Consider the following 22,020-nt stretch of genomic DNA (forward strand, 5'->3'; position numbering starts at 1 on the left):
GACCGCGGCCCTCCCGGCCGACCGCCGACGCGAACCCCCGCCCGCCGCGCGGACCTCACGCCTCGCCGGGCGATGCCGAGCCCGCCGCGCGGACCTCGCGCCTCGTCATGGGGGCGCCGAGCCCGCGCCGCATGCCAGGGCGCCGTGCGCGGTGCCGCACCCCCGGCGCGGGGACGCTGCGCCTGCGTTCGGTGTCGGCGTGCTCCGGGCCTGCCGTGTGGCGATGCCGTGCTCCGCGCCCGCCCTGCGGCGATGCCGTGCTCCGCGCCCGCCGTGCGGCTGTCACGCCGGGGCCCGGCGATGAGCCGCCGGGCTCGGGTGGGCGTCCCGGCCCTCGCGTGCGGGACGTGTACCGGTGCGACCGCGTCAGCCGCGGGTGGTGTCAGCCGAAGGTGTAGCCGTACAGGCCGGAGCCCTCGCTGAGCGGGCGTATCTTGCCCAGCCGCAGGCCCGGCCTGCGCGACCCGGGCGCGTACATGACGAGGCCCTGGCCGGGTGCGGCCACCACGAGCGCGTGCACCGGGCGCCGCCGGGTCAGCGGCCGGTAGCCGTCACCCCACCCCGGCAGCGCGGTCACCGAGGCGCCGAAGTCGCGCCCCTTACCCTTGACCAGCAGGTTCCCCTTCCGCGTGAGCCCGCCCGCCGCACGTCCCGCCAGCACCTGGACGGCCTTCTCCCCGGGCACGCCGATGGCCAGGTCGTCCTTGCCGTCGCCGTTGAAGTCCCCGGCCGTCAGCGAGGCGCCGAACCGGTCGTAGTAGCGGGGCTTGCCGTCGAGGGTGTTCTGCGACCAGGCCTCGGTCCGGTCGGTACGCAACCCGCGGCGCGAGCCGTACAGCACGTCCACGGTGCCGTCGCCGTAATCCATGGCCCGCTGGTTCGCGGTGAGCCCTTCGCCGGGTACGCCGATGGCCAGGTCGTCCTTGCCATCGCCGTTGAAGTCGCCGGTGGCCAGCGAGGCCCCGAACCCGTCCCACTTCTCCGCGACGCCCTTGATGCCCGGCGTGCTCTGCGTGAGCAGCCGGGCCCGCTTCGCGCGTACGTCGATGACGGTGGCCGAGCCCTGCCCGTCCTTGCTCAGGGTGTCGGCGGGCGCTCCCACGGCCAGCTCGTCCTTGCCGTCACCGTCGAAGTCGCCGGTGGCCAGCGCCGCGCCCCACTGGTCGGTGACGCGCGCCGCCTGCCGTACCCACCGCGTCTTCTGCGTGATCTGGTACGGCTCGCGCCCCTTCATCCAGTACACCGTCACGGCCCCGCCCGACCGGTGGCTGGGCGAGCCGACGGCCAGCTCGTCCCTGCCGTCGCCGTCGAGGTCGCCTGCGGCCAGGGCCGCGCCGAAGCGGTCGCTGGACGGTTTGGCGGGCGCCAGCCGCCGGCCCGCGACCAGCCCTTCGGGGGAGCCGTCGTAGATCTGCACGACCCCGTTCCCGTCGCCGCCGGGCACCCGCTCACCGGTGAACTCCTCCGACACCCCCACGGCCAGGTCCGCGCACCGGTCGCCGTTGAAGTCGCCGACGGCCAAAGCGGAGCCGAACGCGTCACCCGGCTCGGCGTCGTCCTGGACGAGCTTGGCCGTCTCGCCCGAGCCGTACGTCACGGTCACGGAACCGGCTCTGGAGGCGTCGTAGGGCGCGGCCACGGCGAGGTCGGGCCGCCCGTCGGCGTCGAAGTCGAGCGGCTGACCGCCACACGAACGGGCGGTGGCGGGGGCCGTACCCGTGGCGAGAGGAAGAACCAGGCAGGCGGCGAGCACAGCGTTCATACCGGAAGTAATGACCAGGCAGGTCGAACCACGCCTGAACGGCACGAGAACGGGCCAGGAGGGCAGGATGCACATCACCTGCCGCCCGCGAGGAGCCCTGTGAGCGCGGGGTTTCCCGGGTCGGGAGCGGCGCGGGAGCGTGCCAGGATAGTCGGGTGGACGACATCGACCTCGCTGATCTGGATTTCTGGCGCAAGCCGCTCAAGGAGCGCAACGAGGCGTTCGCCCGGCTCCGCCAGCTGGAGCTCCCGGTGTTCTTTCCGGAGAAGAAGGTCCCGCTCCTCCGCTCGGGCAAGGGTTTCTACGCCCTTGTACGCCACGCGGACGTGGTCGAGGCCAGCCGCAACGCCAAGGTGTTCTCCAGCGAGCCCGCCGTCACCAACCCGGAGCCGCCCGGCTGGGTGAAACAGGTGTTCGGGGAGTCGATGGTCAACATGGACGATCCGCGCCACGCCCGCCTGCGCAGGATCGTCACCCGCTCGTTCAGCCCGAAGATGCTGGCCGGCCTGCAGAGCGACATCGAGGCCGCCTGCGCCCGCATCGTCGACGACGTCATCAAGGACGGCCCGCGCGACTTCGTCTCCCAGGTCGCCGCCCGGCTGCCCATCCACGTCATCTGCGACATGCTCGACATCCCGCAGGAGTTGCGGGCCAAGGTGCACCAGCACGTCGACATCTCCACCGCCTACACCGGCGTGCGGCCCAGCCTGGCCCGCAGCGTCCAGATGGCCGGCCAGAACATGCTGGCCCTGCTCGCCCTGCAGCGCATGGTCATCAAGCTCGGCCACGAGCGTGTCGCCGACCCCAAGGGCGACCTCGTCTCCCTCCTGGTCAACGCCAACCCCGACGGGGAGAAGCTGACCGACAAGGAGCTGGGCTCGTTCTTCGCGCTGCTCCTGGTCGCGGGCAACGAGACGGCCCGCAACACGATGGCCCACGGCATCAAGTTGCTCACCGACAACCCGGCACAGCGCGAGCTGCTGACGAGCGACTTCGACACGCACATCAACGGCGCCATCGAGGAGATGGTCCGCTACGTGTCGCCGATCATGCAGTTCCGGCGCACGGTCACCGAGGACTGTTCGCTGCGCGGCCTGGAGCTGAAGAAGGGCGACAAGGTCGTGTTGTTCTACGGCTCGGCCAACCGCGACGAGTCGGTCTTCCCCGACCCCGACACGTTCGACATCATCCGCGACACCAAGCCGCACGTCGGCTTCGGCGGGCCCGGGCCGCACTTCTGCCTCGGCGCCAACCTGGCCAGACAGGAGCTGCGGACGATGTTCCGCGAGCTGCTGACCCGGCTGCCCGGCATCCGCTCGGTCGGCGAGCCCGAGCTGCTCCTGTCGAACTTCGACAACAGCGTGCGCAGCCAGGCGTTCACCCTCTAGCCGTCGCCGGTCGTCGTCAGTCGTCGGACACCAGGACGTTCGACCTGATGGTGAAGAACGTGATCAGCGCCGCCACCACCATCATGCCGGCGCTGATCAGCATCGCCATCCTGAAGCCCGCGTCGAACACCGGCGGGTTCTCGAACGCGTCGCCGACCAGGCCGACCACCGGCGGCACCGCGGCCACCGCGAACAGGCTGCCGGTGCGGGCCACCGCATTGTTGACGCCGCTGGCCGTGCCCGCGTGGCGGTCCTCGACCGTGGCCAGCACGGTCGCGGTCAGCGGTGCTACCGCGCCCGACAACCCCAGCCCGAAGACGAACACCGCGGGCAGCACCTGGAGGGGATAGGACGCACCGAAGCCGATGGTGCTCATCCACAGGAAACCGGCGCCCGCCAGCAGGATCCCGCCCGTCATCGGCCAGCGCGGCCCGATCCGTTTGGCCAGCTCACCGGCCCGGCCCGACAGCAGCATCATCAGGATCGTCGTGGGCAGCATCGCCAGCCCGGCGGCGATGGGGGAGAAGCCGGAGACGACCTGGAGCTGCACCACGAGCAGGAAGAACACCACGCCCATGGCCGCGTACATGATCAGCGTGACCACGTTGACGGCCGTGAACACGCGGTCGCGGAAGATGCCGACGGGCACCAGCGCGTCCGGCGACCTGCGCACCTCGATCGCCACGAACGCGGCCCCCAGCAGCAGCCCGGCGAGCAGCGGCGCCGGCGCGCCCTCCTGGATCAGCCCGTAGGTGATCCCGGCCAGCGCCAGCGCCGCGAGGACCGAGCCCAGCACGTCGAAGTGCCCCGCGGCCTGCTCGTCCTTGCTCTCGGGCACGTGCCGCAGGGCGACGAAGACGATGAGCGCCGCGAACGGCAGATTGATCAGGAACGCCCACCGCCACCCGGCGGTCTGCACCAGCCACCCGCCGAGCAGGGGCCCGATGGCGCTGGCCACCCCGCCGAGCCCCGACCACGTGCCCACGGCGCGCGGCCGGTCGTGCCGGACGAACGACGCCTGGATGATCGCCAGAGAGCCGGGCGTGAGCAGCGCGCCGCCGATGCCCTGCAGCGCCCTTGCCCCGATCAGGAACTCGATGCTCGGCGACAACCCGCACAGCGCTGAGGCCACGGCGAACCACACGACGCCGATGACGAAGATCGTGCGCCGGCCGTAGCGGTCACCGAGCGAGCCGCCGAGCAGGATCAGCCCGGCGAGGGTGAGCGTGTAGGCGTTGATCGTCCACTGCAGCCCCGCCATGCCCGCGTCGAGTTCCCTGCCGAGGTAGGGTAGCGCGACGTTGACCACGGTGCTGTCGAGCAGCGCCAGGCCCGAGCCCAGAACCGTCGCGAACATGATCCAGCGGCCGCGCGCCGACCTGAGCCCGACGTGGTCGCCCGCAGTGTGGCCGGCCGGGAGCTCGTTGGGCCCGGATGTCATGGGCCCAATCCTGTCACCGCCGCCCGGCTTCGCTCCCGAGGGCCCGCAGCACGAACGCGGAAACCAGCTCGGCGGCCGCCTCCACCGTCACGTCGCCGCTGATCAGCGGCACTCGCTCCGCGCCGATGACCGCGAGCACCATCCGCGCGGTGGCGGGCACGTCGAGCACCTGGAAGTCCCCGGACGCCTGGCCGCTCTGGAGGATCTCGACGAGGACGCGCTGCATGGGCGCGACGTGCTCGGCCAGCCGCTGGTAGGCGTCGGGGCCGAGGGCCGCGCTGAGGTCGGCGGCCCCCGGGTGCGGATGCGCGAGCAGCCCGGCCAGCTGGAGGTGTACGAAGGCCCGCAACCGGTCGGCGGGTGAGGCGTCGGCGGGCAGCTCCCGCTCGTAGCTGTCGATGAAGTAGCGGGTCACCCGCTCGGTGAACGCCAGCAGCAGCGCGGTTTTGTCGGGAAAATAGTTGTAGAGGACGGTGCGCGTGATGCCGGCCTCGCCGGCCACGTCGGTCATGGAGATGGCGTCGATGCCCTGCTCCCTGGACAGCCGCGAGACCGCCTGCAGGATGCGGTCGCGCGTCTGGGCGCGGTGCTCGCCGATGGTGGCGGCGGAGATGCGGGGCATGTGCCCATGGTACGGCGGGCGGGCGATCTCGTCTGAGGGAACAGACCCGACATATTATGCGAATCATTCACTCGTTTGCGTGAATGATTCGACTATGCTTCCATGGCCTCATGCTCTACGGCACACCGGCCCTCGACCCCGCCGACAAGGCGGTGCTCGCCGAGATCGAGGACATGCGGCAGGATCTGCGATTCCGCCTGGCCGAGACCCATCGATGGGACGGCCAGCTCCGCCGGCAGCTCCAGGCGCGGGCGATCCAGGGCTCCAACTCCATCGAGGGCTACCGGGCGGGGGTGGAGGACATCCAGTCGATCATGGCGGGGGAGGAGCCTCTGGAGACCTCCGCCTCGGTCGCCAAGGAGATCGCCGGCTACCAGCAGGCGCTGACCTACATCACGCTGCTGTCGTGCGCGCCCGCGTTCCGCTACGACGTGGGCGTGCTCAACGCGCTCAACTTCATGATGATCGGCCACAACCGGCACAAGACGCCCGGCGTCATCAGGCCGGGGAGCATCTTCGTCCGTAATGGACGATCCGGCGAGGTCGTCTACGAAGGGCCGGACGTCGAAGTCGTGCCGGGGCTTCTCGATGAGCTCGTGACGTGGCTCAACGAAGGTGACCTGGAGGCACCGAGCTACGTGCGGGCCGCGATGGCCCACCTCAACCTGGTGAACATCCATCCGTGGCGCGACGGCAACGGCCGCATGTCGCGTGCCCTGCAGACCCTCGTGCTGGGAAGAGACCGGATCACCACCCCCGAGTTCGCCTCCATCGAGGAATGGCTGGGGGAGCAGCGCACGAAGGTCGAATACTACGACGTGCTCGGCACGGTCGGCGGGCGCCGGTGGAGCCCGCACGGCGACACCCTTCCCTGGGTGCGGTTCTGCCTGAAGGCGCATCACATGCAGGCGCAACGCGTCCGGCGCCGGCTCGCTGAGGCGGGCGAGATCTGGACCCTGCTGGAGGAGCAGGTCGACGCCGACGGGCTCAACACGCGGTGCGTCTCGGCGTTGTACGAAGCGTTCGTGAGCAGGCGCCTGCGCCGCAGCCGCTATCAGGCCGACGAGGACCTGAGCCAGGGCCAGGCCGCCCGCGACCTGCGAGACCTGGCCACCAAGGGCTGGCTGCGGCCCTACGGTGAGACGAAGGGCCGCTATTACGAGGCCGGTCCCCGGATGGCCGAGATCAAGGCCGACTTCGCCGGTCGCGCCGCCCCGCTGCGCGACCCCTATCGCGAGGAAGCCGGCTAGAGCCGCCGGTCAGGCGGCGGCCCGGACGGTGTGGAAGAGCTCGCTGAGCACCGCGGTGTTGAGCCGGTAGGCGAGCTTGACCTCGCTGATGATGCGCTGCCGCTCGCTTTCGCCGATCTCCAGCGCGTCGAGCCGGGACCGGTATTCGGTCTTGAACCGGGGCAGGCTGCCCAGCTCGTCGAAGAAGTAGAAGTCGACGCCCCCGCCCTTGGCGTAACCGTAGATCTTCTGCAGTTCCATCCGGATGAACTGCCCGCCGGACAGGTCGCCCAGGTAGCGGGTGTAGTGGTGGGCGACGTAGCCGCCCGGCCAGCCGGCCGTCTCGCGGATGCGCGCCACGAGGGCTCCGGTGGACGCGGACGGCGTGATCCGGTCGCGCCATCCCGGCCCGTAGACGGTGGCCAGATCGCGTTCGAGGGCGGGCTCGCGGTAGAGCTCGGGGAAGACGAAGCGGCCGGCCACCGGATGCTCGGCCAGCTCCCGTGACACCCCGTCGAGCGCGGTGTAGGCGAAGTAGTGCTGGGCGACCATCTCGCCGTATTCGTGCTCGTTCAACCGGCCGGCCATGAGCTCGGCGAGATAGCCCTCGGACTCGGCCGACTCGTGGTCGGCCCAGGTGGCCTTTCTCAAGCTCTCGGAGAACGACGTCGTCACAGCCCACCCCAATTTCGCTGGTGTTTTCATGACGAAGTGTCACAAACGGCGCCCGCCGGCGTCAAGCTGATGACGACACCATGTCATCAAAGCTCCTCCTACCCCGGGAAGCCCCCGGTCAACCGGTGACCTGCTCGGATCGCCCCAGCGCGATCAGGGTCAGGTTGCGCAGCGACGCGGTGCCGGGCGCGAAGTAGTCGCTGTGCCCGCCAGAGCCCGCCTCGAACACGCGGGCGCCGAAAGCGGTGCTCATGGGGTCGGTGCCGAACCCCAGCGGGCCGAGCTTGGCCTTGGGCACGAACCTGATCCAGTCGTTCGCCCCGAGCCCCGCCCACACACGCGGCCGGGCCGGCACACCGTGCGACGCCAGGACGGACCCCGTGCGCGGCGGAGCGGTCAGCGCGGCGGCCGACGGCGCATCGACGCCGGGGCTGCCGAAGACGGCCAGGTCGGAGATCGGCAGGCCGGGCACGGTCTTGGCGCACACCGCCGAGCCGTAGCTGTGGCACAGCAGCGTCACCGGCGCGTCCGTGCGCCCGCGCAACTTCGCGACGGTGCGGCGCAGCTCGCCGGCCCCTTCGCCGGCCGCGCCGTAGGCGATCGCGCCCAGGCTCAGCGTGGGCGGGGCGTCGTAGCCCAGCCACGCCACCACCGCCAGCCGCTCGTGCGGCGCCAGCCGGGCGGCCTCGGCCAGCAGCGCCCGCGCCGCGCCGCCGGGCCGCTCCGGGCCGTCGTCGAACGTCTTCACCGTGGTGTCCGCGCCCGGCACGATGACCGCCACCCGGTCGGCCGTCTTCAGGTCTCCGTAGATCTTCACCAGCCGCCCGCCCGGCGGCGCCGGCAACAGCAGGAACGCGCCGGTCGCGACAAGCCCGGCCAGGGCGAGGTTTCTGAACATGCCGCGACGTTATGGAGGCCGCCGGGTCATCCGCGTCCCCGTACGGTTTGAACCTGCGCGTAGTACTCGGGGGTGACTCTGGGCAGGGGAGGTGTACCGGGGATGCCGGACGGCACATCGAGAGTCCCCTCTGGAGAGACCTTGTCCGATCATGCAGACGTGGAACGGCGGTTGGGAGAGCTGCTCCGCACCCATGAGGAGCAGGTCATCCGCCATTGGACGGAGTCGGTCAGCGCGCGGCGCGACGAGCTGGCGGAGCTCTACCGCGCCGTCCTCCGCGCCGTCGAGGAGGGTGGGCGCGACCTCGCCGACCTGCGCGGCCTGCTCGCCGAGCTGTCGCGGTCGCGGGCTCGCGCCGGCTACTCGCCCGCCGAGACCTCCAAGGCCGTCTTCGGCCTGAAGGGGGCCCTGTACGAGATCGTGGTCACCCACGCCGACGACGAGGTGCTGCGTGGGTTCATCCGGTTCGCCCGCCTCATCGACGATCTCGGCCTGTTCACGTTCGAGGCGTACGCGGAAGCCCGCGAGAAGATCATCATGGATCAGGCCGAGCAGCTTCTCGAGCTGTCCACCCCGGTGGTCAAGCTCTGGGACGGCATCGTGGCGGTGCCGCTGATCGGCACGCTCGACTCCGCCCGCACCCAGGTCGTCATGGAGAAGCTGCTGGAGACGCTGGTCGAGACCGGCGCCGAGCATGCGGTCATCGACATCACCGGCGTCCCCGCCGTCGACACGCAGGTCGCCCAGCACCTGCTCAAGACCGTGTTCGCGGCGCGGCTCATGGGCGCGGAATGCGTGATCTCCGGCATCCGCCCGCAGATCGCGCACACCATCGTCACGCTCGGCATCGAGTTCGGCGACATCGTGACCAAGACGTCGCTGGCCGACGCGCTCGCCCACGCCTTCAGACGCAGCGGCGTGCAGGTGAGCGGCGGGCCGGCCACGCGCGTCACCGTACGGGCGGAGCAGGCGTAGTGGATCGGGTGCCCATTCTCAAGCTCGGCGACCTGCTGCTCGTCTCCATCCAGGTCGATCTGGACGACCAGACCGTGCTCGCCCTGAAGGAAGACCTGGCCGAGGTGGTCGTCGCGCGCGGGGCCAGAGGAGTGATCATCGACATCTCCGTCGTCGAGATCGTCGATTCGTTCACCGGGCGGATGCTGGCCACGATCGCCGAGATGTGCCGCCTGCTCGACGCGCACGCCGTGGTCGTCGGCATGCGGCCGGCCGTGGCGATCACGCTCGTGGAGCTCGGCCTCTCGCTCGGCGGCGTCCGTACCGCGCTCAACCTGGAGAGAGGGGTTGCGCTGCTGGACCACGTCAGGGGCGCGGCGCCGTGACCGCCGAACGGGAGGCGGCCATCGCGAGCAGTGCCGACGTCGTGGCGGTACGCCGGCTCGTCAGGAGTGCCGCCATCGAGGTGGGGCTCTCCCTCATCGACCAGACCAAGATCATCACTGCCGCCAGCGAGCTGGCGCGCAACGCCCTGGTCTACGCGGGGCGGGGGGAGGTGCGCGCCCACGTCGTCGAGAACGGGCCGAGGCGCGGGCTCAAGCTGGTCGTCAGCGATGAAGGGCCGGGCATTTCGGACGTCGAGCGGGCGCTCACCGACGGCTGGACCACCGGTACGGGCCTGGGGCTCGGGCTCGGCGGGTCACGCCGGCTGGTCGACGAGTTCGACCTGCTCTCCGAACCGGGAAAAGGCACGACGGTGACGGTGACGAAATGGGCCCGGTGACGAAATGGGCCCGGTGACGAGATGGGCCCGAGGACGGGCCCGGAGATGTGCTCGGAGATGCCGGAGATGAGCCCGGAGATGAGTCACGTGACCAGCCGGCGGATGGAGGCGTGGATCCGCGCCGAAGACCCCAGCGCGGTGGGCGCGGTACGCCGGCGGGCCGTGCAGCTGGCCGAGCGGGCCGGGTTCGACGCGACGCTCGTCGGGCAGACGGCCGTGGCCGTCAGCGAGGCGGTGTCCAACCTCGTCAAGCACGCCGTCGAGGGCAGCGTCCTGGTCCGCCTCCATCCCGAGGCCCCCGCCACGGTGGAGTTCATCGCCTTCGACACGGGGCCGGGCATGGCCGACATCGCCCGCGCCCTGCGCGACGGCTACTCCTCCTCCGGGACGCTCGGCATCGGCATGGGCGCCATCGCCCGCATCGCCGCCGGCTACGACGTGCACTCCCTGCCCGGCAGGGGCACCGTGCTCGCCATGCACTTCACCGCCAGCCGCCGGCCCGCTCCGCCGGCGCCGGCCAGCGGCCTGACCCGGCCCATCGGCGACGAGGAGGTGTGCGGCGACTCCTTCGCCATCTCCACGACGGGCGCCGCCACCACCGCCATGGTGTGCGACGGGCTGGGCCACGGCCACATCGCGGCGCAGGCCTCCCAGCTGGCCGTCGAGCTGTTCCTGCAGGTGTGCGAGCAGGAGCCGCTGGCCATCGTGGATCACCTGCACCGCAGGATGGGCGTCACCAGGGGAGGGGCGGTCGCGGTCGCGCGCCTGGCCGGCGGTACGGTGGCCTACGCCGGGCTCGGCAACGTCTCCGGGTGGATCGCGCACGCCCAGGGACGCAAGGGCATGGTGTCGGTGCCGGGCATCGCCGGCCACCAGGGGGCGCGGCTGCGGCAGCACACGTACGAACTGCCCGGCCACGCAACCGTGATCATGCACTCCGACGGGCTGTCGGAACGCTGGGACCCGGCGCACGTACCCGGGCTGTTCGCCCGCACCCCCGCGGTGATCGCCGCGTGCCTGTTGCGCGAGGCCGGGACCAGGCGCGACGACGCGTGCGTGGTGGCGGCGAGGCCGGGCCCGTGAAGGCGGCCGAGCTCATTCGCGTCCGGCTCGACGCCGGGCAGGACGTGTTCGTGCTGCGCCGCCTCGGCCGCGCGGCCGCCGAGCTGGCCGGGCTCGAGCCGCAGGACCAGATCCGGGTGGCGACGGCGCTCAGCGAGGTCGGCAGGGAGGTCTACGGCCCCGGCGCGGCGGCGGTGATCGCGCTCGGCGACGATGAGCTGCTGATCACCCTGAACCACGAGAAACGATCCGGCCTGGGCGGGTCCGAGGGCGTCAGGCTGGCGGGCCGGCTGGTCGACCAGGTCGAGCTCGGCGACGGGCACGTCACGCTCGCCAAGCGGTTGCGGCCGCGGCCGTGGCACGGCCTGATCGCCGACATCCGCGACGGGCTGGCCCGGCTCGCACCCGTCTCCGTCCTCGACGAGCTACGGGAGCAGAACAGGGAGCTGGCCGCGACCCTGGATGACGTGTTGCGGCTCAACGCCGAGCTGCAGGAGACCAACACGGGCGTGCTGGCGATGTACAACCAGCTGTCGGCCGAGCTGGAGGAGACCAACAGGGGAGTGGTCGCCCTCTACGCGGAGCTGGATGAGAAGTCCAGCCAGCTCCGCGAGGCCACCGAGGCCAGGAACCGTTTCTGGGCCACCGTCAGCCACGAGCTGCGGACCCCGCTCCACTCGGTCATCGGCCTGGTGCGGCTGCTGACAGGCCCGGGGGGCGACCCGCTGACCGAGGAGCAGGCCCACCAGATCGAGCTCATCGGCAACGCGACCGAGACTTTGCTGGCGCTCGTCAGCGAGCTGCTCGACATGGCCAAGGCGGAGTCGGGCCGCCTCGACCCCCACCCCGCCAGGATCAGCCTGACCGAGGTGGCGGAGCACCTGCACGTGACGATGCGCCCGACGAGCGAGCGCGGCGGCGTCGAGCTACGCCACCACGTGGCACCCGAGGCCGCCACGCTGCACGTGGACGAGGGCATGCTCGTCACGATCCTGCGCAACCTGCTGTCGAACGCGCTGAAGTTCACCGGGAGCGGCGAGGTGCGACTGGAGGCCCGCGCGGACGACGACAGGGGCGAAGTCGTCATCACGGTGGCCGACACCGGCATCGGCATCCCGCCCGAGCACCTGAAGCGCGTGTTCGAGGACTTCTACCAGGTGCCGGGCTCCTTCCAGGTCGAGGCCAGGGGCACCGGCCTGGGCCTGCCGTACGCGCACAGGCTGGCCGAGGCGCTCGGCGGTACGCTGGAACTGTCCAGCACGCCGGGCGAGGGCACCACCGCCACGCTCAGGCTGCCGCACCACGGGGGCCCGCCCGAGCTGGAGCGGGTGCTCGTCGCCGACGACGACGAGGTGTTCCGCGCCGCCGCCCGCCGCATGTTGCACGGCTTCGCCGTCCACGTCGACGAGGCCGCCGACGGCGCGGCCGCCCTCGAGGCGATGGCCGCCGAGCCGCCCGACGTGATCCTCATCGACCTGCTCATGCCGCGCGTCGACGGGCACGCGCTGCTCCATCGGATGGCCGAGGACGATCGGCTGAGCCGGATCCCCGCGGTCGTGGTGACCGTGGAGCCGCAGCACGCGCCCGAAGGGCGAACGGTCCTGTCCAAGCACGGGCTGCGCAGGGATCAGCTGATCCAGGCCATTCGCCAGGCCAGAGGGGGCGAAGCGTGACGCAGCCGGGAACCGTCCCCGTGGCGGACGCTCAGCCGGGAACCGTCCTCGTGGTCGACGACACACCCACCAAGCGTTACATCCTCGCGAGGTGGCTGCGCAGGGCCGGCCACAGCGTGGTCGAGGCGAGCGGCGGCGAGGAGGCGCTGCGGAAGCTGGCCGGCCAGCGGATCGACCTGGTCGTCCTCGACGTGCGACTGCCCGACATGCCCGGGTTCGAAGTGTGCGAGCGGATCAAGGCCGATCCGGCCACCGCGTCGATCCCCGTCGTCCAGGTGTCGGCCAACGCCATCACCGTGGCCGACCGCGCCGAAGGGCTGGAGCGCGGCGCCGACGCGTATTTGATCGAGCCGATCGAGCCCGCCGAGTTCGCCGCCACCGTGCGGGCCATGCTGCGTTACTACCGGGCGCGGTGGCGGGCCGAGCTCATGGCCGGGCGGCTGGCCCGGCTGGCCGACGTGACGCTCTCGATGAACGAGGCGGAGACGTTCGACCAGGTGCTCGCGGTGGCCGCCGAGGGCACGGCCGACCTGCTCGGCCGTTTCTGCGTCGCCCTGGCGCTGCTGCCGGAGGGCTGGATACGGCGCTACTGCGCCCGGCCGGGCGAGCAGGCCACCTCCCACACGGCCGGTCCCGACGTGCTCGACCGGCTCTCCCGGATGGCGCCGGAGGGGGCGGCGCAAACCCAGGTGTTCACGGTCGAAGCCGCCGGCTGGCGCGCTCTCCTGCCCGGCGTGAGCGCGGAAGGCCCCAGCTCCGGCGTGCTCTGCCGGACGAGGAAGTCCAGGTCGCCCGTCTACCTCGGCGTGCTGATCGGCCCGCCGCTCGACGCCGACGAGGTCAACCTGCTGCGCCAGGTGGGCCAGCAGCTGGCGCTGGCCGTCGACGCGCTGCGCGCCTACACCGAGGAGCACGCGATCGCGCTCACCCTGCAGCGCAGCCTGCTGCCCATCGGCATCCCGCACGTGCCCGGCCTGCAGGTGGCCATGCGCTACCAGCCGGCCGTGGACAACGTCGAGGTCGGCGGCGACTTCTACGAGGTGCTGCCGATCGACCACCGGGTGTTGGTGGCGATCGGGGACGTGGAGGGACACTCGCTGCACGCCGCGACCGTGATGGCGGAGATCCGCCACGCCATGCGCGCCACGCTCATCGCCCAGGCCGACCTGAGCGCCTCGCTCGACCTGCTCAACCGGATGATGCGGCGCTATCACCCGCGCGTGACCGCCACGGTCTGCATGGTGCTCATCGACCCGGCTACGGGCGAGGTCGAGCTGGCCAACGCCGGTCACATCCCGCCGCTGCTCGCCGGGCCCGGCTCCGCCTACCACAGCCTGGGCAACCTGCTGCTGGGCGTCATGCCGGAGCGCTACGAGGTCGACCGGCTGAAACTGCCGCCCGGCGGCACGATGTTGCTGTTCACCGACGGGCTCGTGGAGGACCGCGACACCCCGCTCGACGACAGCCTGGAGGTCGCCAGGCGGCTGGCGGAGACCGTCGAGAACGATCTGGAACAGTTCGCCGAGCGCATGCTGGGGGCGTTCGGCGTGCGCGAGGACGACGTCGCGCTGGTCGTCCTGCGCCGTGATCCGTGAGCTGGGGCGTTTGTGCCTGCGCCGCGTTCAGGACGGCCGCTCGGCGTAGTGGCAGGCGGCGTCGTGGCCGTCCCCGGAGACGGGCTCGAGCGCGGGCTCCCGCTCGGCGCACCGGTCGGTGGCCTTCCAGCAGCGGGTGTGGAAGCGGCAGCCGGGCGGCGGCGCCACGGGGCTCGGCGGGTCGCCGGCCAGCATGATGCGCGAGCGGCCCCGCAGCCGCGGCTTGGCCGCGGGGGCCGCCGACAGCAGCGCCATCGTGTACGGATGCGCGGGGCTGCTGTAAACCCCGGCCGCCGGCCCGATCTCCGCCAGCCGGCCCAGGTACATCACGGCCACCCGGTGCGACACGTGCCGTACCACGGCCAGGTCGTGGGCGATGAACACCAGCGCCACCCCGAGCGTGCGCTGCAACTCGGCGAACAGGTTGACCACCTGCGCCTGCACCGACATGTCCAGTGCCGAGACCGGCTCGTCGCACACGATCACGTCCGGCTCGGTGGCCAGCGCGCGGGCGATGCCGATGCGCTGCCGCTGGCCGCCGGAGAACTCGTGCGGGTAGCGGTTCATCCGCTCGGGCGGCAGGCCCACCAGCGACAGCAGCTCTCCCACCCGGTCCCGCAGGGCACGGGCGTCCGCGCACAGCCGGTGCACGCGCAGCGGCTCGGCCACGATGTCGAGCACGGTCATGCGGGGGTTGAGCGAGGTGAGCGGATCCTGGAAGACCATCTGGACGCGGCGGCGGATGTCGCGGGGCACGCCGCCGCGGCTGAAGAACGGCCGGTCGCGGAAGGTCACCTCGCCCTGGTCGGGGCGTTCGAGGCCGACGAGCATGCGGGCCAGGGTGGACTTGCCGCAGCCGGACTCGCCGACGATGCCCAGCGTCTCCCCGGCGCGCAGCTCCAGGTCCACGCCCGCGACCGCGCGTACGGCCCCGCCGCGCGAGAGGATCCCGCCGCGGTAGGTCTTGTGCAGCCCGGTGGCACGCAGCACCGGCTCGCCGGGCCCGGTGGTCTGCATGGCGGCCGCAGTGGCGGGATCAGGCGGGGGCGCCATCGAGCATCTCCTTCACGTGGTGGCAGGCGGCGTACCGACCGGCGCCGGTCTCCAGCGGCACGAGCGCCGGGCGCGTGCTCGTGCACACGTCGCTCGCCCGCCGGCAGCGGGGCGCGAACGAGCACCCGGGCGGTGCGGTCGCGGGGCTGGGCGGCGCGCCGGGGATGGCGCGCAGCTCCGCCGCCGGCCTGTCCAGGTCGGGCACGGCCGCGAGCAGCGCGGCCGTGTACGGGTGGGCGGGCAGGTCGTACAGCTCCTCGGCCTGGCCGCTCTCCACGAGCCGGCCCGCGTACATCACCGCGACCCGGTCGCTCACCTCCGCCGCCACCCCCAGGTCGTGGGTGATCAGCAGGACGGCGGTGCCCAGCTCGCGTCGCAGCCGGTCGATGAGTTCCAGGATCTGCGCCTGTACGGTCACGTCGAGCGCGGTGGTCGGCTCGTCCGCGATGATCAGGTCGGGTTCGAGCGCCACCGCCATGGCCACGAGGATGCGTTGCCGCATGCCTCCGGAGAACTGGTGGGGGTAGTCGCCGATCCGCGTGGCCGCCGCCGGGATGCCCACCAGGTCGAGCAGCTCGACCGAGCGCGCCCTCGCCTCCTTGCGCGACAGGCCCCGGTGGACGCGGAAGAGCTCCCCGATCTGGTCGCCGACGCTGAGCACCGGGTTGAGCGCCGACAGGGCGTCCTGGAAGACCAGCGTCATCGCGCTGCCTCGCAGGGCCCGGCGCTCCTCGGCGGACATGGTGAGCAGGTCACGGCCGCCGAGGCGGGCGACCGCCGAGCGTACCTCGACGCCTGGCTGGTCGAGCAGCCCCATGACGGCCTTGGCGGTGACGGATTTTCCCGAGCCCGACTCGCCGAGCAGCGCCAGCGTCCGGCCGCGCTCGATGGTCAGGTCCACCCCGCGCACCGCGTGGATCTCCCGCCCGCGCGCGGTGAACGTGACGTGGAGGTCGCGGATCTCCAGAACCGGTGACTCGCTCACCGCACCCCTTCCTCGTGGTGACGAATGCTGGCGTTCGATCCTGCTCTGACGCCGAAAATCACCATTGATGTTGTTTTATGCGCCTGATCCTGGCAAACTTCCGGCAATCGGACAAGAGGGGATATCAAGTGCTGGAAGCCGCGAAGAGCTACAAGGGCTACCGTTCCTACGAATATCTGGAGGTCGGCACCGACTACCGCGCGTTCGACCTGGCGCCCGAGCTCGGCCGGGTCCCCGCGTACCAGGGGCCCGAACTCACCACCGAGCAGTCCGAACGCGTCCGCCGCCTGCTGACCGACAACCTGGTCGTCTCCCTGCACGACCACCCCTCGGTCTTCCCCGACGACATCAGCCAGACCGTCGACTACAACCGCACCGCCCGCCACCACACCGGGTACGCGGGCCTGGCCCGCTCCGGCATGACCGTCGTCTTCGACAACCTCATGGACGGCACCTGCTGCATCACCAGCCAGGCCGGCTGGAAGTGGAACGACGTCGTCGCCGACATCGGCATGCGCCTGTCGGACCTCGCCCACCAGGACTACGTCATCAAGGTCGAGCGCCTGGCCGACGTGCACGAGGCGCACGCGAGCGGCCGCATCGGCCTCGTGCTCGCCCTCGAGGCCGCCACCATGATCGAGAACGAGGTCGACAGGGTCGACATGCTGTACGGCTTCGGCGTACGGCAGATGGGCATCGCCTACAGCGAGGCCAACACCCTGGGCAGCGGCCTGAAGGAGCGCGGCGACGGCGGCCTGACCCTGTTCGGCGAGAAGGCCGTGCGCCGCATGAACAAGCTGGGCATCGCCATCGACGTCTCCCACTCCGGCGACCAGACCTCGCTCGACACGATCCGCCACTCCACCAAGCCGATCCTCATCACCCACGCCGGAGCCCGCGCGGTCTGGCCGACCAACCGCATGAAGCCCGACTCCGTCATCAAGGCGGCGGCCGAGCGCGGCGGCGTGATCGGCCTGGAGGCGGCCCCGCACACGACGCTGTCGCCGGACCACCCCCGCCACAGCCTGGAGTCGGTCATGGACCACTTCACGTACTGTGTGGACCTGGTCGGCATCGACCACGTGGCGTTCGGCCCCGACACGCTCTTCGGCGACCACGTCGGGCTGCACGACACGTTCGCCGAGCATCTGTCGCTCAACGAGGCGCACGCCGGCATCGCCTACGAGAAGGTGCCGTACGTCGACGGCCTGGAGAACCCCGCCGAGTGTTTCTGGAACATCATCGCCTGGCTGGTCACCCGCGGTTACTCCGACGAGGAGATCGCCAAGGTGGTCGGCGGGAACGTCATGCGCGTGCTGGAAGAGGTCTGGATCTGATGAGACGTGCCACTGTCGTGGGCGCGCTGGCCGCCCTGTCCGTCGCGCTGACCGCGGCCTGCGCCCCGAGCGTGCCCGGCTCGTCGGAGTCCACCGGCTCGTCCGGCGCGCCCGCCGAGGCCGGCCGGCTGACCATCGGCACCACCGCCGACGTGGTCAACTACAACCCGCTGGTCGGCAACAGCCGTACGGACTCCTGGGTCACCAGCCTGATGTACCCGCACCTGACCCAGATGGACGGGGCCGGCAAGCGCGTCCCCTACCTGGCGACCGAGTGGTCCTACTCCGACGACGGCAAGACCGCCACGGTCAAGCTGCGCGACGACATGAAATGGTCGGACGGCAAGCCGGTCACCGCCGACGACGTGGTGTTCTCGGTGACGGCGGTGCAGAAGGAGAAGTTCGGCGTGGTCGCCGGGCTCATCACGGCGCTGGACAAGGCGAAGGCCGTCTCGCCAACCGAGGTCGAGTTCGCCCTCAGCCGTCCCGACGGCACGTTCCTGGACAACGTCGGCTTCTGGCTGCCGATCGTGCCCAAGCACGTGTTCGGGAAGGCGCCCAGCGTGCAGAAGTTCGCCAACGACTCCGACTGGGTGAGCGCGGGCCCGTTCAAGCTGACGAAGGCCGAGCGCGGCCAGCGCTACATCATGGAGCGCGTCGACGACTTCGGCCCCGGCAAGCCGGCGATCAAGGAGGTCGTCTTCCGGGTCTTCCCCGACGTGAACACCGAGGTGCTCGCCCTGCGCAACGGCGAGATCGACCTGATCGGCAACGTGCTGCCGCCCGCCACCGCGGCCGAGCTGAAGAACGACCCCAAGGTCAAGCTCCAGCAGATCCCGTCGCTGGGCTGGGCGCACCTGCAGTACAACACCAAGCGCAAGCCGCTGGACGACGTCCGCGTCCGAAGGGCGCTCGCGCACGCCGTCGACTACGAGGCGATCAGGAACATCGCGCTCAAGGGCTTCGCCAAGTCCTCCAACTCCAGCGTGCTCACCCCCTCGCTGCCCGACTACGCCGACCCGGCGTCGAAGGAGTACGCCTTCGACCCGGAGCAGTCCAAGAAACTGCTGGCCGAGGCGGGCGTGAGCAACCTGAGCCTGAACATGATCTACGACCAGGCCGACCCGAACATCGCCCGCTGGGCCCCCATGGTCCGCGACGCGGCGAAGAAGGCCGGGATCACGATCAAGCTGCAGGGCCTGGAGCGCAACACGTACCTCGACAAGACCCTCAAACGCGACTTCGACATCTACGCCGGCTCGTGGGCGGTCATGGACAACCCTCCCGCCAACCTGGGCCTGGCCTTCAAGAGCGGCGGGTTCATCAACTACGCCCAGGTCAGCGACCCCGAGCTGGACGACCTGATCGACCAGGCGCAGCGGGCGCTCACCCAGGAGGAGGCGAAGAAGCCCATCCAGGAGGCCGCCAGGATCATCCACGACCAGGTCTACGACAACGTCCTGTACGTGGAGACGTTCAACATCGCCTACTCCACGAAGTGGACCGGGTTCAAGCCGATGCCGAGCGAGCTGCTGTCCATCCTGAACCCGCTCTCCCTCGCCGCGGCGAAGCCGGCGGGCTGATCCCATGCGGTTCATCGGCATCCGGCTGGCCCGCGGCCTGCTCACCCTCTGGTTCGCGGTCACGGTGACGTTCTTCCTGGTGCGCCTGCTGCCCGGTGACCCGGTGCTGGCCGTGGCCGACCCGAACATGACCGAGGAACTGCGCAGGAAGCTGCTCGCCGACTTCGGCCTGGACCAGCCGCTCGGGGTTCAGTACCTCAACTATCTGGGGCAGCTCCTGCACGGCAACCTGGGCATGTCGTTCCGGCAGTCGGTCCCGGTGACCACCGTGCTCATGGAACGGCTGCCGTGGACGCTGATCCTCACGATCTCGGCCATGGCGGTGACGATCGCGCTGGGCATCCCGCTCGGCGTGCTCGCCGCCACCCGGGCCAAGGGCTGGATGGACCGCGTGATCCAGCTCACCGGCGTCACCGCGCAGTCGCTGTTCGTCCCGAGCGTCGGCATCCTCCTCATGTACGTGCTGGGCGTCTGGCTCGGCTGGTTCCCCATCGGCGGCGCGGTCGACCTCGACGCCACCGGCTTCGCCGCAACCCTCAGCATGCTGCACCACCTGGTGCTGCCGTGCCTGTCGCTGGTGCTCATCCAGCTCGGCGGCTACGTCCTGACGATGCGCACCACGCTCATCGACGCGCTCGGCGAGGACTACGTGTCGCTGGCCAAGGCGAAGGGGGTGAAGCCGGGCACGGTCGTGTGGAAGCACGCCCTGCGCAACGCGCTGCTGCCGACCACCACGATCGCCGGCCTCCAGCTCGGCACCCTGGTCGGCGGCGCGGTGCTGACAGAGACGATCTACGCCTACCCGGGCATCGGCCGGGCGGTGTACGAGGCGGTCGGCCAGCTCGACTTCCCCGTGCTGCAGGGCGCGTTCGTGTTGCTCGCCGCCGCGGTCGTGGTGGCCAACCTGATCACCGACGTGGCCTACGGAATCCTCGACCCCAGGGTGCGTACCTCATGACGACGGTCGAGCTCACCCCCCGTCAGCGGACCTGGTCCGCCTTCCGCCGCAACCCGCTCGGCATGGGCAGCGGGGCGTTGCTCGTCCTGCTGGCCCTGGTCGCGATCTTCGCGCCGCTGCTCGCGCCCTTCCCCGAGGGGTACGGCGCCGACACCTCGCAGCCGCCGTCGGCCGCGCACTGGTTCGGCACCGACGACATCGGGCAGGACGTGTTCGCCCAAGTGGTGTGGGGCACGCGCGTCAGCATGGCGGTCGGGCTCAGCGCGTCCGTGCTGGCCATCGTCATCGGGCTGCTGATCGGCGTCAGCGCCGCCTACTTCAGGCGGCTCGACACGCCGCTCGGCATGCTGGTGGACCTGTCCCTGTCGCTGCCCGTGCTGCCGCTGATGATCCTGGTGGCGGCGCTGGCCGGGCCGAGCGTGCGCACGCTGGCCGTGGTCATCGCGCTGTTCAGCTGGCCTGAGGTGGCCCGCGTGGTGCGTTCGCAGGCGCTGGCGATCGTGCCCATGCCGTTCGTGTCGGCGGCCAAGGTCGTCGGCGGCTCGTCGTGGTGGATCGTCCGCAAGCACCTGCTGCCCGGCGTGATCCCCGTCGTCGGCGTGTCGGTCGTGCTGACCACCTCCCGCGCCGTGCTCGCCGAGGCGGGGCTCTCCTTCCTCGGCCTGGGCGACCCGAACAGCTGGTCGTGGGGCACGATCCTGCACAAGGCGCAGCAGTCGGGCTCCCTGGCCTCCGCCTGGTGGACCACCCTGTTCCCGTCGACGGCGATCCTGCTGCTGGTGTTGTCCACGACCCTGCTCTCCGTTGCCTACAACGACGCTCGCAACCACAGGAGCGATGCATGACCTTCTCCCAGAGGCTGCCCGACGGCTTCTACTCCGGCGCGCTCGGCCGGGTCCGAGCCGAGATGTCCGCCGAGGGCCTGGCGGCGATGGCGCTCGACGACCCGCTCGACGTCGCCTACCTGACCGGCTTCCACCACTTCCCGAACGAGCGCCCGGTCGCCTGCTGGCTGCCGCTCGACGGCGACCCCGTGCTGCTCGTGCCCGACCTGGAGCGGGAGTACGCTCAGGACCAGGGGGCGCGGGCCGAAATCGTCGCCTATCCGGAGTACCCCGGCGTCAGGTCGCCGTTCGCGGTGCTGGCCGCGCAGGTGAACGCGCCGGGCAAGGCCGCGTACGCGCCCTCGACCAGCGTCGCCAGGGCCCAGGCGCTGGTCGAGGCGTTCCCCGGCACCCGGTGGACGGCCTCGGACGCGGTCGGCCGCGTACGGCTGCGCAAGCTGCCCGAGGAGATCGCCCTGCACGAGGAGGCCGCCCGCATCGCCGACGCGATGATCGAGGCCGGCGTCGAGCTGGTCAGGGCGGCCGTCGACGCCGGCGGCGACCTGCCCGCGGAGACGGAGCTGGCCTCCCACGTCATCTCCCACGGCAGCGCCCTCATGTACGCCAGGCACACGGACGTCGTCGTCGTGCCCATGCTCACCGGCGGCCTCGTCTACGGCGGGCCCAACTCGGCCCAGCCGCACCGGTTGCCCGGCGGCGACCGGCTGCGCGAGGGGGAGACGTTCATGCTCTCGCTCGGCTGCGCCGTCGGCGGCCGGTTCGTGGAGAGCGAGCGCACGTTCGTGATCGGCGAGCCGACGACGCGGCAGGCCCGCTACTACGAGACCGTCCGCGAGGCCCAGGAGATCGGCACCGAGGCGCTCGTCGCGGGCGTCTCCTGCGAGGAGGCCAACCGCCGCTGCCTGCAGGTCATCGAGGAGGCCGGGCTGGCCGAGCACATCCGCCACCGGCAGGGGCACGGCATCGGGCTCGGCTTCCACGAGCCGCCGTGGCTCTCGGACGGCGACGCCACCGAGCTGGCCCCCGGCATGATCCTGTCCAGCGAGCCCGGCGTCTACGTGCCGGGCCACGCCGGCTACCGCATCTCGGACACCGTCCTGGTCACCGAGACGGGCCCGCGCCGGCTCACGGCGTACCCGCGCGAGCTCACCGACGTCATCATCTGAAGGGGACACC

Annotated in this window: 20 protein-coding genes; 13 read left to right on the plus strand and 7 right to left on the minus strand. The window is 71.2% G+C overall.

What is annotated here, in order from left to right; all coding sequences use genetic code 11:
* Positions 1-382: 382 nt before the first annotated feature.
* Positions 383-1,762 (minus strand): FG-GAP-like repeat-containing protein, encoded by a 1,380-nt coding sequence (locus E1294_RS17330; RefSeq protein ID WP_132509563.1) that lies wholly within the window; start codon positions 1,760-1,762, stop codon positions 383-385.
* Between the two features lie 155 nt (positions 1,763-1,917).
* Between E1294_RS17330 and E1294_RS17335 the strand changes: the two genes are divergently transcribed.
* Complete coding sequence (locus E1294_RS17335; RefSeq protein WP_132509564.1) at positions 1,918-3,150, plus strand: cytochrome P450; 1,233 nt, start codon at positions 1,918-1,920, stop codon at positions 3,148-3,150.
* Positions 3,151-3,166: 16 nt separating this feature from the next.
* Here the strand turns inward: E1294_RS17335 and E1294_RS17340 are convergent, their stop codons facing one another.
* Together E1294_RS17340 and E1294_RS17345 are read right to left on the minus strand one after the other, a co-directional pair.
* Entirely contained in the window at positions 3,167-4,591 is a 1,425-nt protein-coding gene (locus E1294_RS17340) for an MFS transporter (RefSeq protein WP_132509565.1), read from the minus strand.
* Positions 4,592-4,604: 13 nt separating this feature from the next.
* Positions 4,605-5,213: a TetR/AcrR family transcriptional regulator gene (locus E1294_RS17345; protein ID WP_132509566.1), complete on the minus strand. Its 609-nt coding sequence runs from the start codon at positions 5,211-5,213 to the stop codon at positions 4,605-4,607.
* A 110-nt stretch (positions 5,214-5,323) separates the two neighbouring features.
* Between E1294_RS17345 and E1294_RS17350 the strand changes: the two genes are divergently transcribed.
* Positions 5,324-6,463 carry a Fic family protein gene (locus tag E1294_RS17350; RefSeq protein ID WP_132509567.1) on the plus strand — a complete coding sequence of 380 codons (1,140 nt, stop codon included), beginning with the start codon at positions 5,324-5,326 and terminating at the stop codon, positions 6,461-6,463.
* Positions 6,464-6,472: 9 nt separating this feature from the next.
* Here the strand turns inward: E1294_RS17350 and E1294_RS17355 are convergent, their stop codons facing one another.
* Together E1294_RS17355 and E1294_RS17360 are read right to left on the minus strand one after the other, a co-directional pair.
* Positions 6,473-7,147, minus strand: coding sequence for a biliverdin-producing heme oxygenase (locus tag E1294_RS17355; protein WP_132509568.1), 675 nt, complete (start codon positions 7,145-7,147; stop codon positions 6,473-6,475).
* A gap of 88 nt (positions 7,148-7,235) precedes the next feature.
* Positions 7,236-8,015 (minus strand): alpha/beta hydrolase, encoded by a 780-nt coding sequence (locus E1294_RS17360; RefSeq protein WP_132509569.1) that lies wholly within the window; start codon positions 8,013-8,015, stop codon positions 7,236-7,238.
* 159 nt (positions 8,016-8,174) lie between these two features.
* Between E1294_RS17360 and E1294_RS17365 the strand changes: the two genes are divergently transcribed.
* The 6 genes from E1294_RS17365 (at position 8,175) to E1294_RS17390 (ending at position 14,083) form a co-directional block, all read left to right on the plus strand.
* Positions 8,175-8,990, plus strand: a complete 816-nt coding sequence (locus E1294_RS17365) for an STAS domain-containing protein (RefSeq protein ID WP_246083072.1) — start codon at positions 8,175-8,177, stop codon at positions 8,988-8,990.
* Entirely contained in the window at positions 8,990-9,355 is a 366-nt protein-coding gene (locus tag E1294_RS17370; RefSeq protein ID WP_132509571.1) for an STAS domain-containing protein, read from the plus strand. The genes E1294_RS17365 and E1294_RS17370 overlap by 1 nt, the downstream gene beginning before the upstream one ends.
* Positions 9,352-9,753, plus strand: a complete 402-nt coding sequence (locus E1294_RS17375) for an ATP-binding protein (RefSeq protein ID WP_132509572.1) — start codon at positions 9,352-9,354, stop codon at positions 9,751-9,753. The genes E1294_RS17370 and E1294_RS17375 overlap by 4 nt, the downstream gene beginning before the upstream one ends.
* Before the next feature lie 78 nt (positions 9,754-9,831).
* Positions 9,832-10,836 carry an ATP-binding SpoIIE family protein phosphatase gene (locus E1294_RS17380; RefSeq protein ID WP_132509573.1) on the plus strand — a complete coding sequence of 335 codons (1,005 nt, stop codon included), beginning with the start codon at positions 9,832-9,834 and terminating at the stop codon, positions 10,834-10,836.
* The gene (locus tag E1294_RS17385; RefSeq protein WP_246083074.1) at positions 10,806-12,488 is read left to right on the plus strand and encodes an ATP-binding response regulator; all 1,683 of its coding nucleotides are present in this window, start codon (positions 10,806-10,808) and stop codon (positions 12,486-12,488) included. The genes E1294_RS17380 and E1294_RS17385 overlap by 31 nt, the downstream gene beginning before the upstream one ends.
* Entirely contained in the window at positions 12,485-14,083 is a 1,599-nt protein-coding gene (locus E1294_RS17390; protein WP_246083075.1) for a fused response regulator/phosphatase, read from the plus strand. Before E1294_RS17385 ends, E1294_RS17390 begins: the two co-directional genes overlap by 4 nt.
* A gap of 27 nt (positions 14,084-14,110) precedes the next feature.
* Here the strand turns inward: E1294_RS17390 and E1294_RS17395 are convergent, their stop codons facing one another.
* Both E1294_RS17395 and E1294_RS17400 read right to left on the minus strand, forming a co-directional pair.
* Positions 14,111-15,136 (minus strand): ABC transporter ATP-binding protein, encoded by a 1,026-nt coding sequence (locus E1294_RS17395; RefSeq protein ID WP_132509574.1) that lies wholly within the window; start codon positions 15,134-15,136, stop codon positions 14,111-14,113.
* Complete coding sequence (locus E1294_RS17400) at positions 15,120-16,121, minus strand: ABC transporter ATP-binding protein (RefSeq protein ID WP_132509575.1); 1,002 nt, start codon at positions 16,119-16,121, stop codon at positions 15,120-15,122. Before E1294_RS17400 ends, E1294_RS17395 begins: the two co-directional genes overlap by 17 nt.
* 128 nt (positions 16,122-16,249) lie before the next feature.
* Between E1294_RS17400 and E1294_RS17405 the strand changes: the two genes are divergently transcribed.
* From E1294_RS17405 to E1294_RS17425, 5 genes are read left to right on the plus strand one after another with little or no spacing between them, the layout of a single operon-like run.
* Positions 16,250-17,458 (plus strand): dipeptidase, encoded by a 1,209-nt coding sequence (locus E1294_RS17405; protein ID WP_132509576.1) that lies wholly within the window; start codon positions 16,250-16,252, stop codon positions 17,456-17,458.
* The gene (locus tag E1294_RS17410) at positions 17,458-19,041 is read left to right on the plus strand and encodes an ABC transporter substrate-binding protein (protein ID WP_132509577.1); all 1,584 of its coding nucleotides are present in this window, start codon (positions 17,458-17,460) and stop codon (positions 19,039-19,041) included. Before E1294_RS17405 ends, E1294_RS17410 begins: the two co-directional genes overlap by 1 nt.
* Positions 19,042-19,045: 4 nt before the next feature.
* Positions 19,046-19,999 carry an ABC transporter permease gene (locus E1294_RS17415; protein WP_132509578.1) on the plus strand — a complete coding sequence of 318 codons (954 nt, stop codon included), beginning with the start codon at positions 19,046-19,048 and terminating at the stop codon, positions 19,997-19,999.
* Positions 19,996-20,844, plus strand: a complete 849-nt coding sequence (locus tag E1294_RS17420; RefSeq protein WP_132509579.1) for an ABC transporter permease — start codon at positions 19,996-19,998, stop codon at positions 20,842-20,844. Before E1294_RS17415 ends, E1294_RS17420 begins: the two co-directional genes overlap by 4 nt.
* Entirely contained in the window at positions 20,841-22,010 is a 1,170-nt protein-coding gene (locus E1294_RS17425) for a M24 family metallopeptidase (RefSeq protein WP_132509580.1), read from the plus strand. Before E1294_RS17420 ends, E1294_RS17425 begins: the two co-directional genes overlap by 4 nt.
* Positions 22,011-22,020 lie beyond the last annotated feature (10 nt).

This window comes from Nonomuraea diastatica (assembly GCF_004349015.1).
GTDB lineage: Bacteria > Actinomycetota > Actinomycetes > Streptosporangiales > Streptosporangiaceae > Nonomuraea > Nonomuraea diastatica.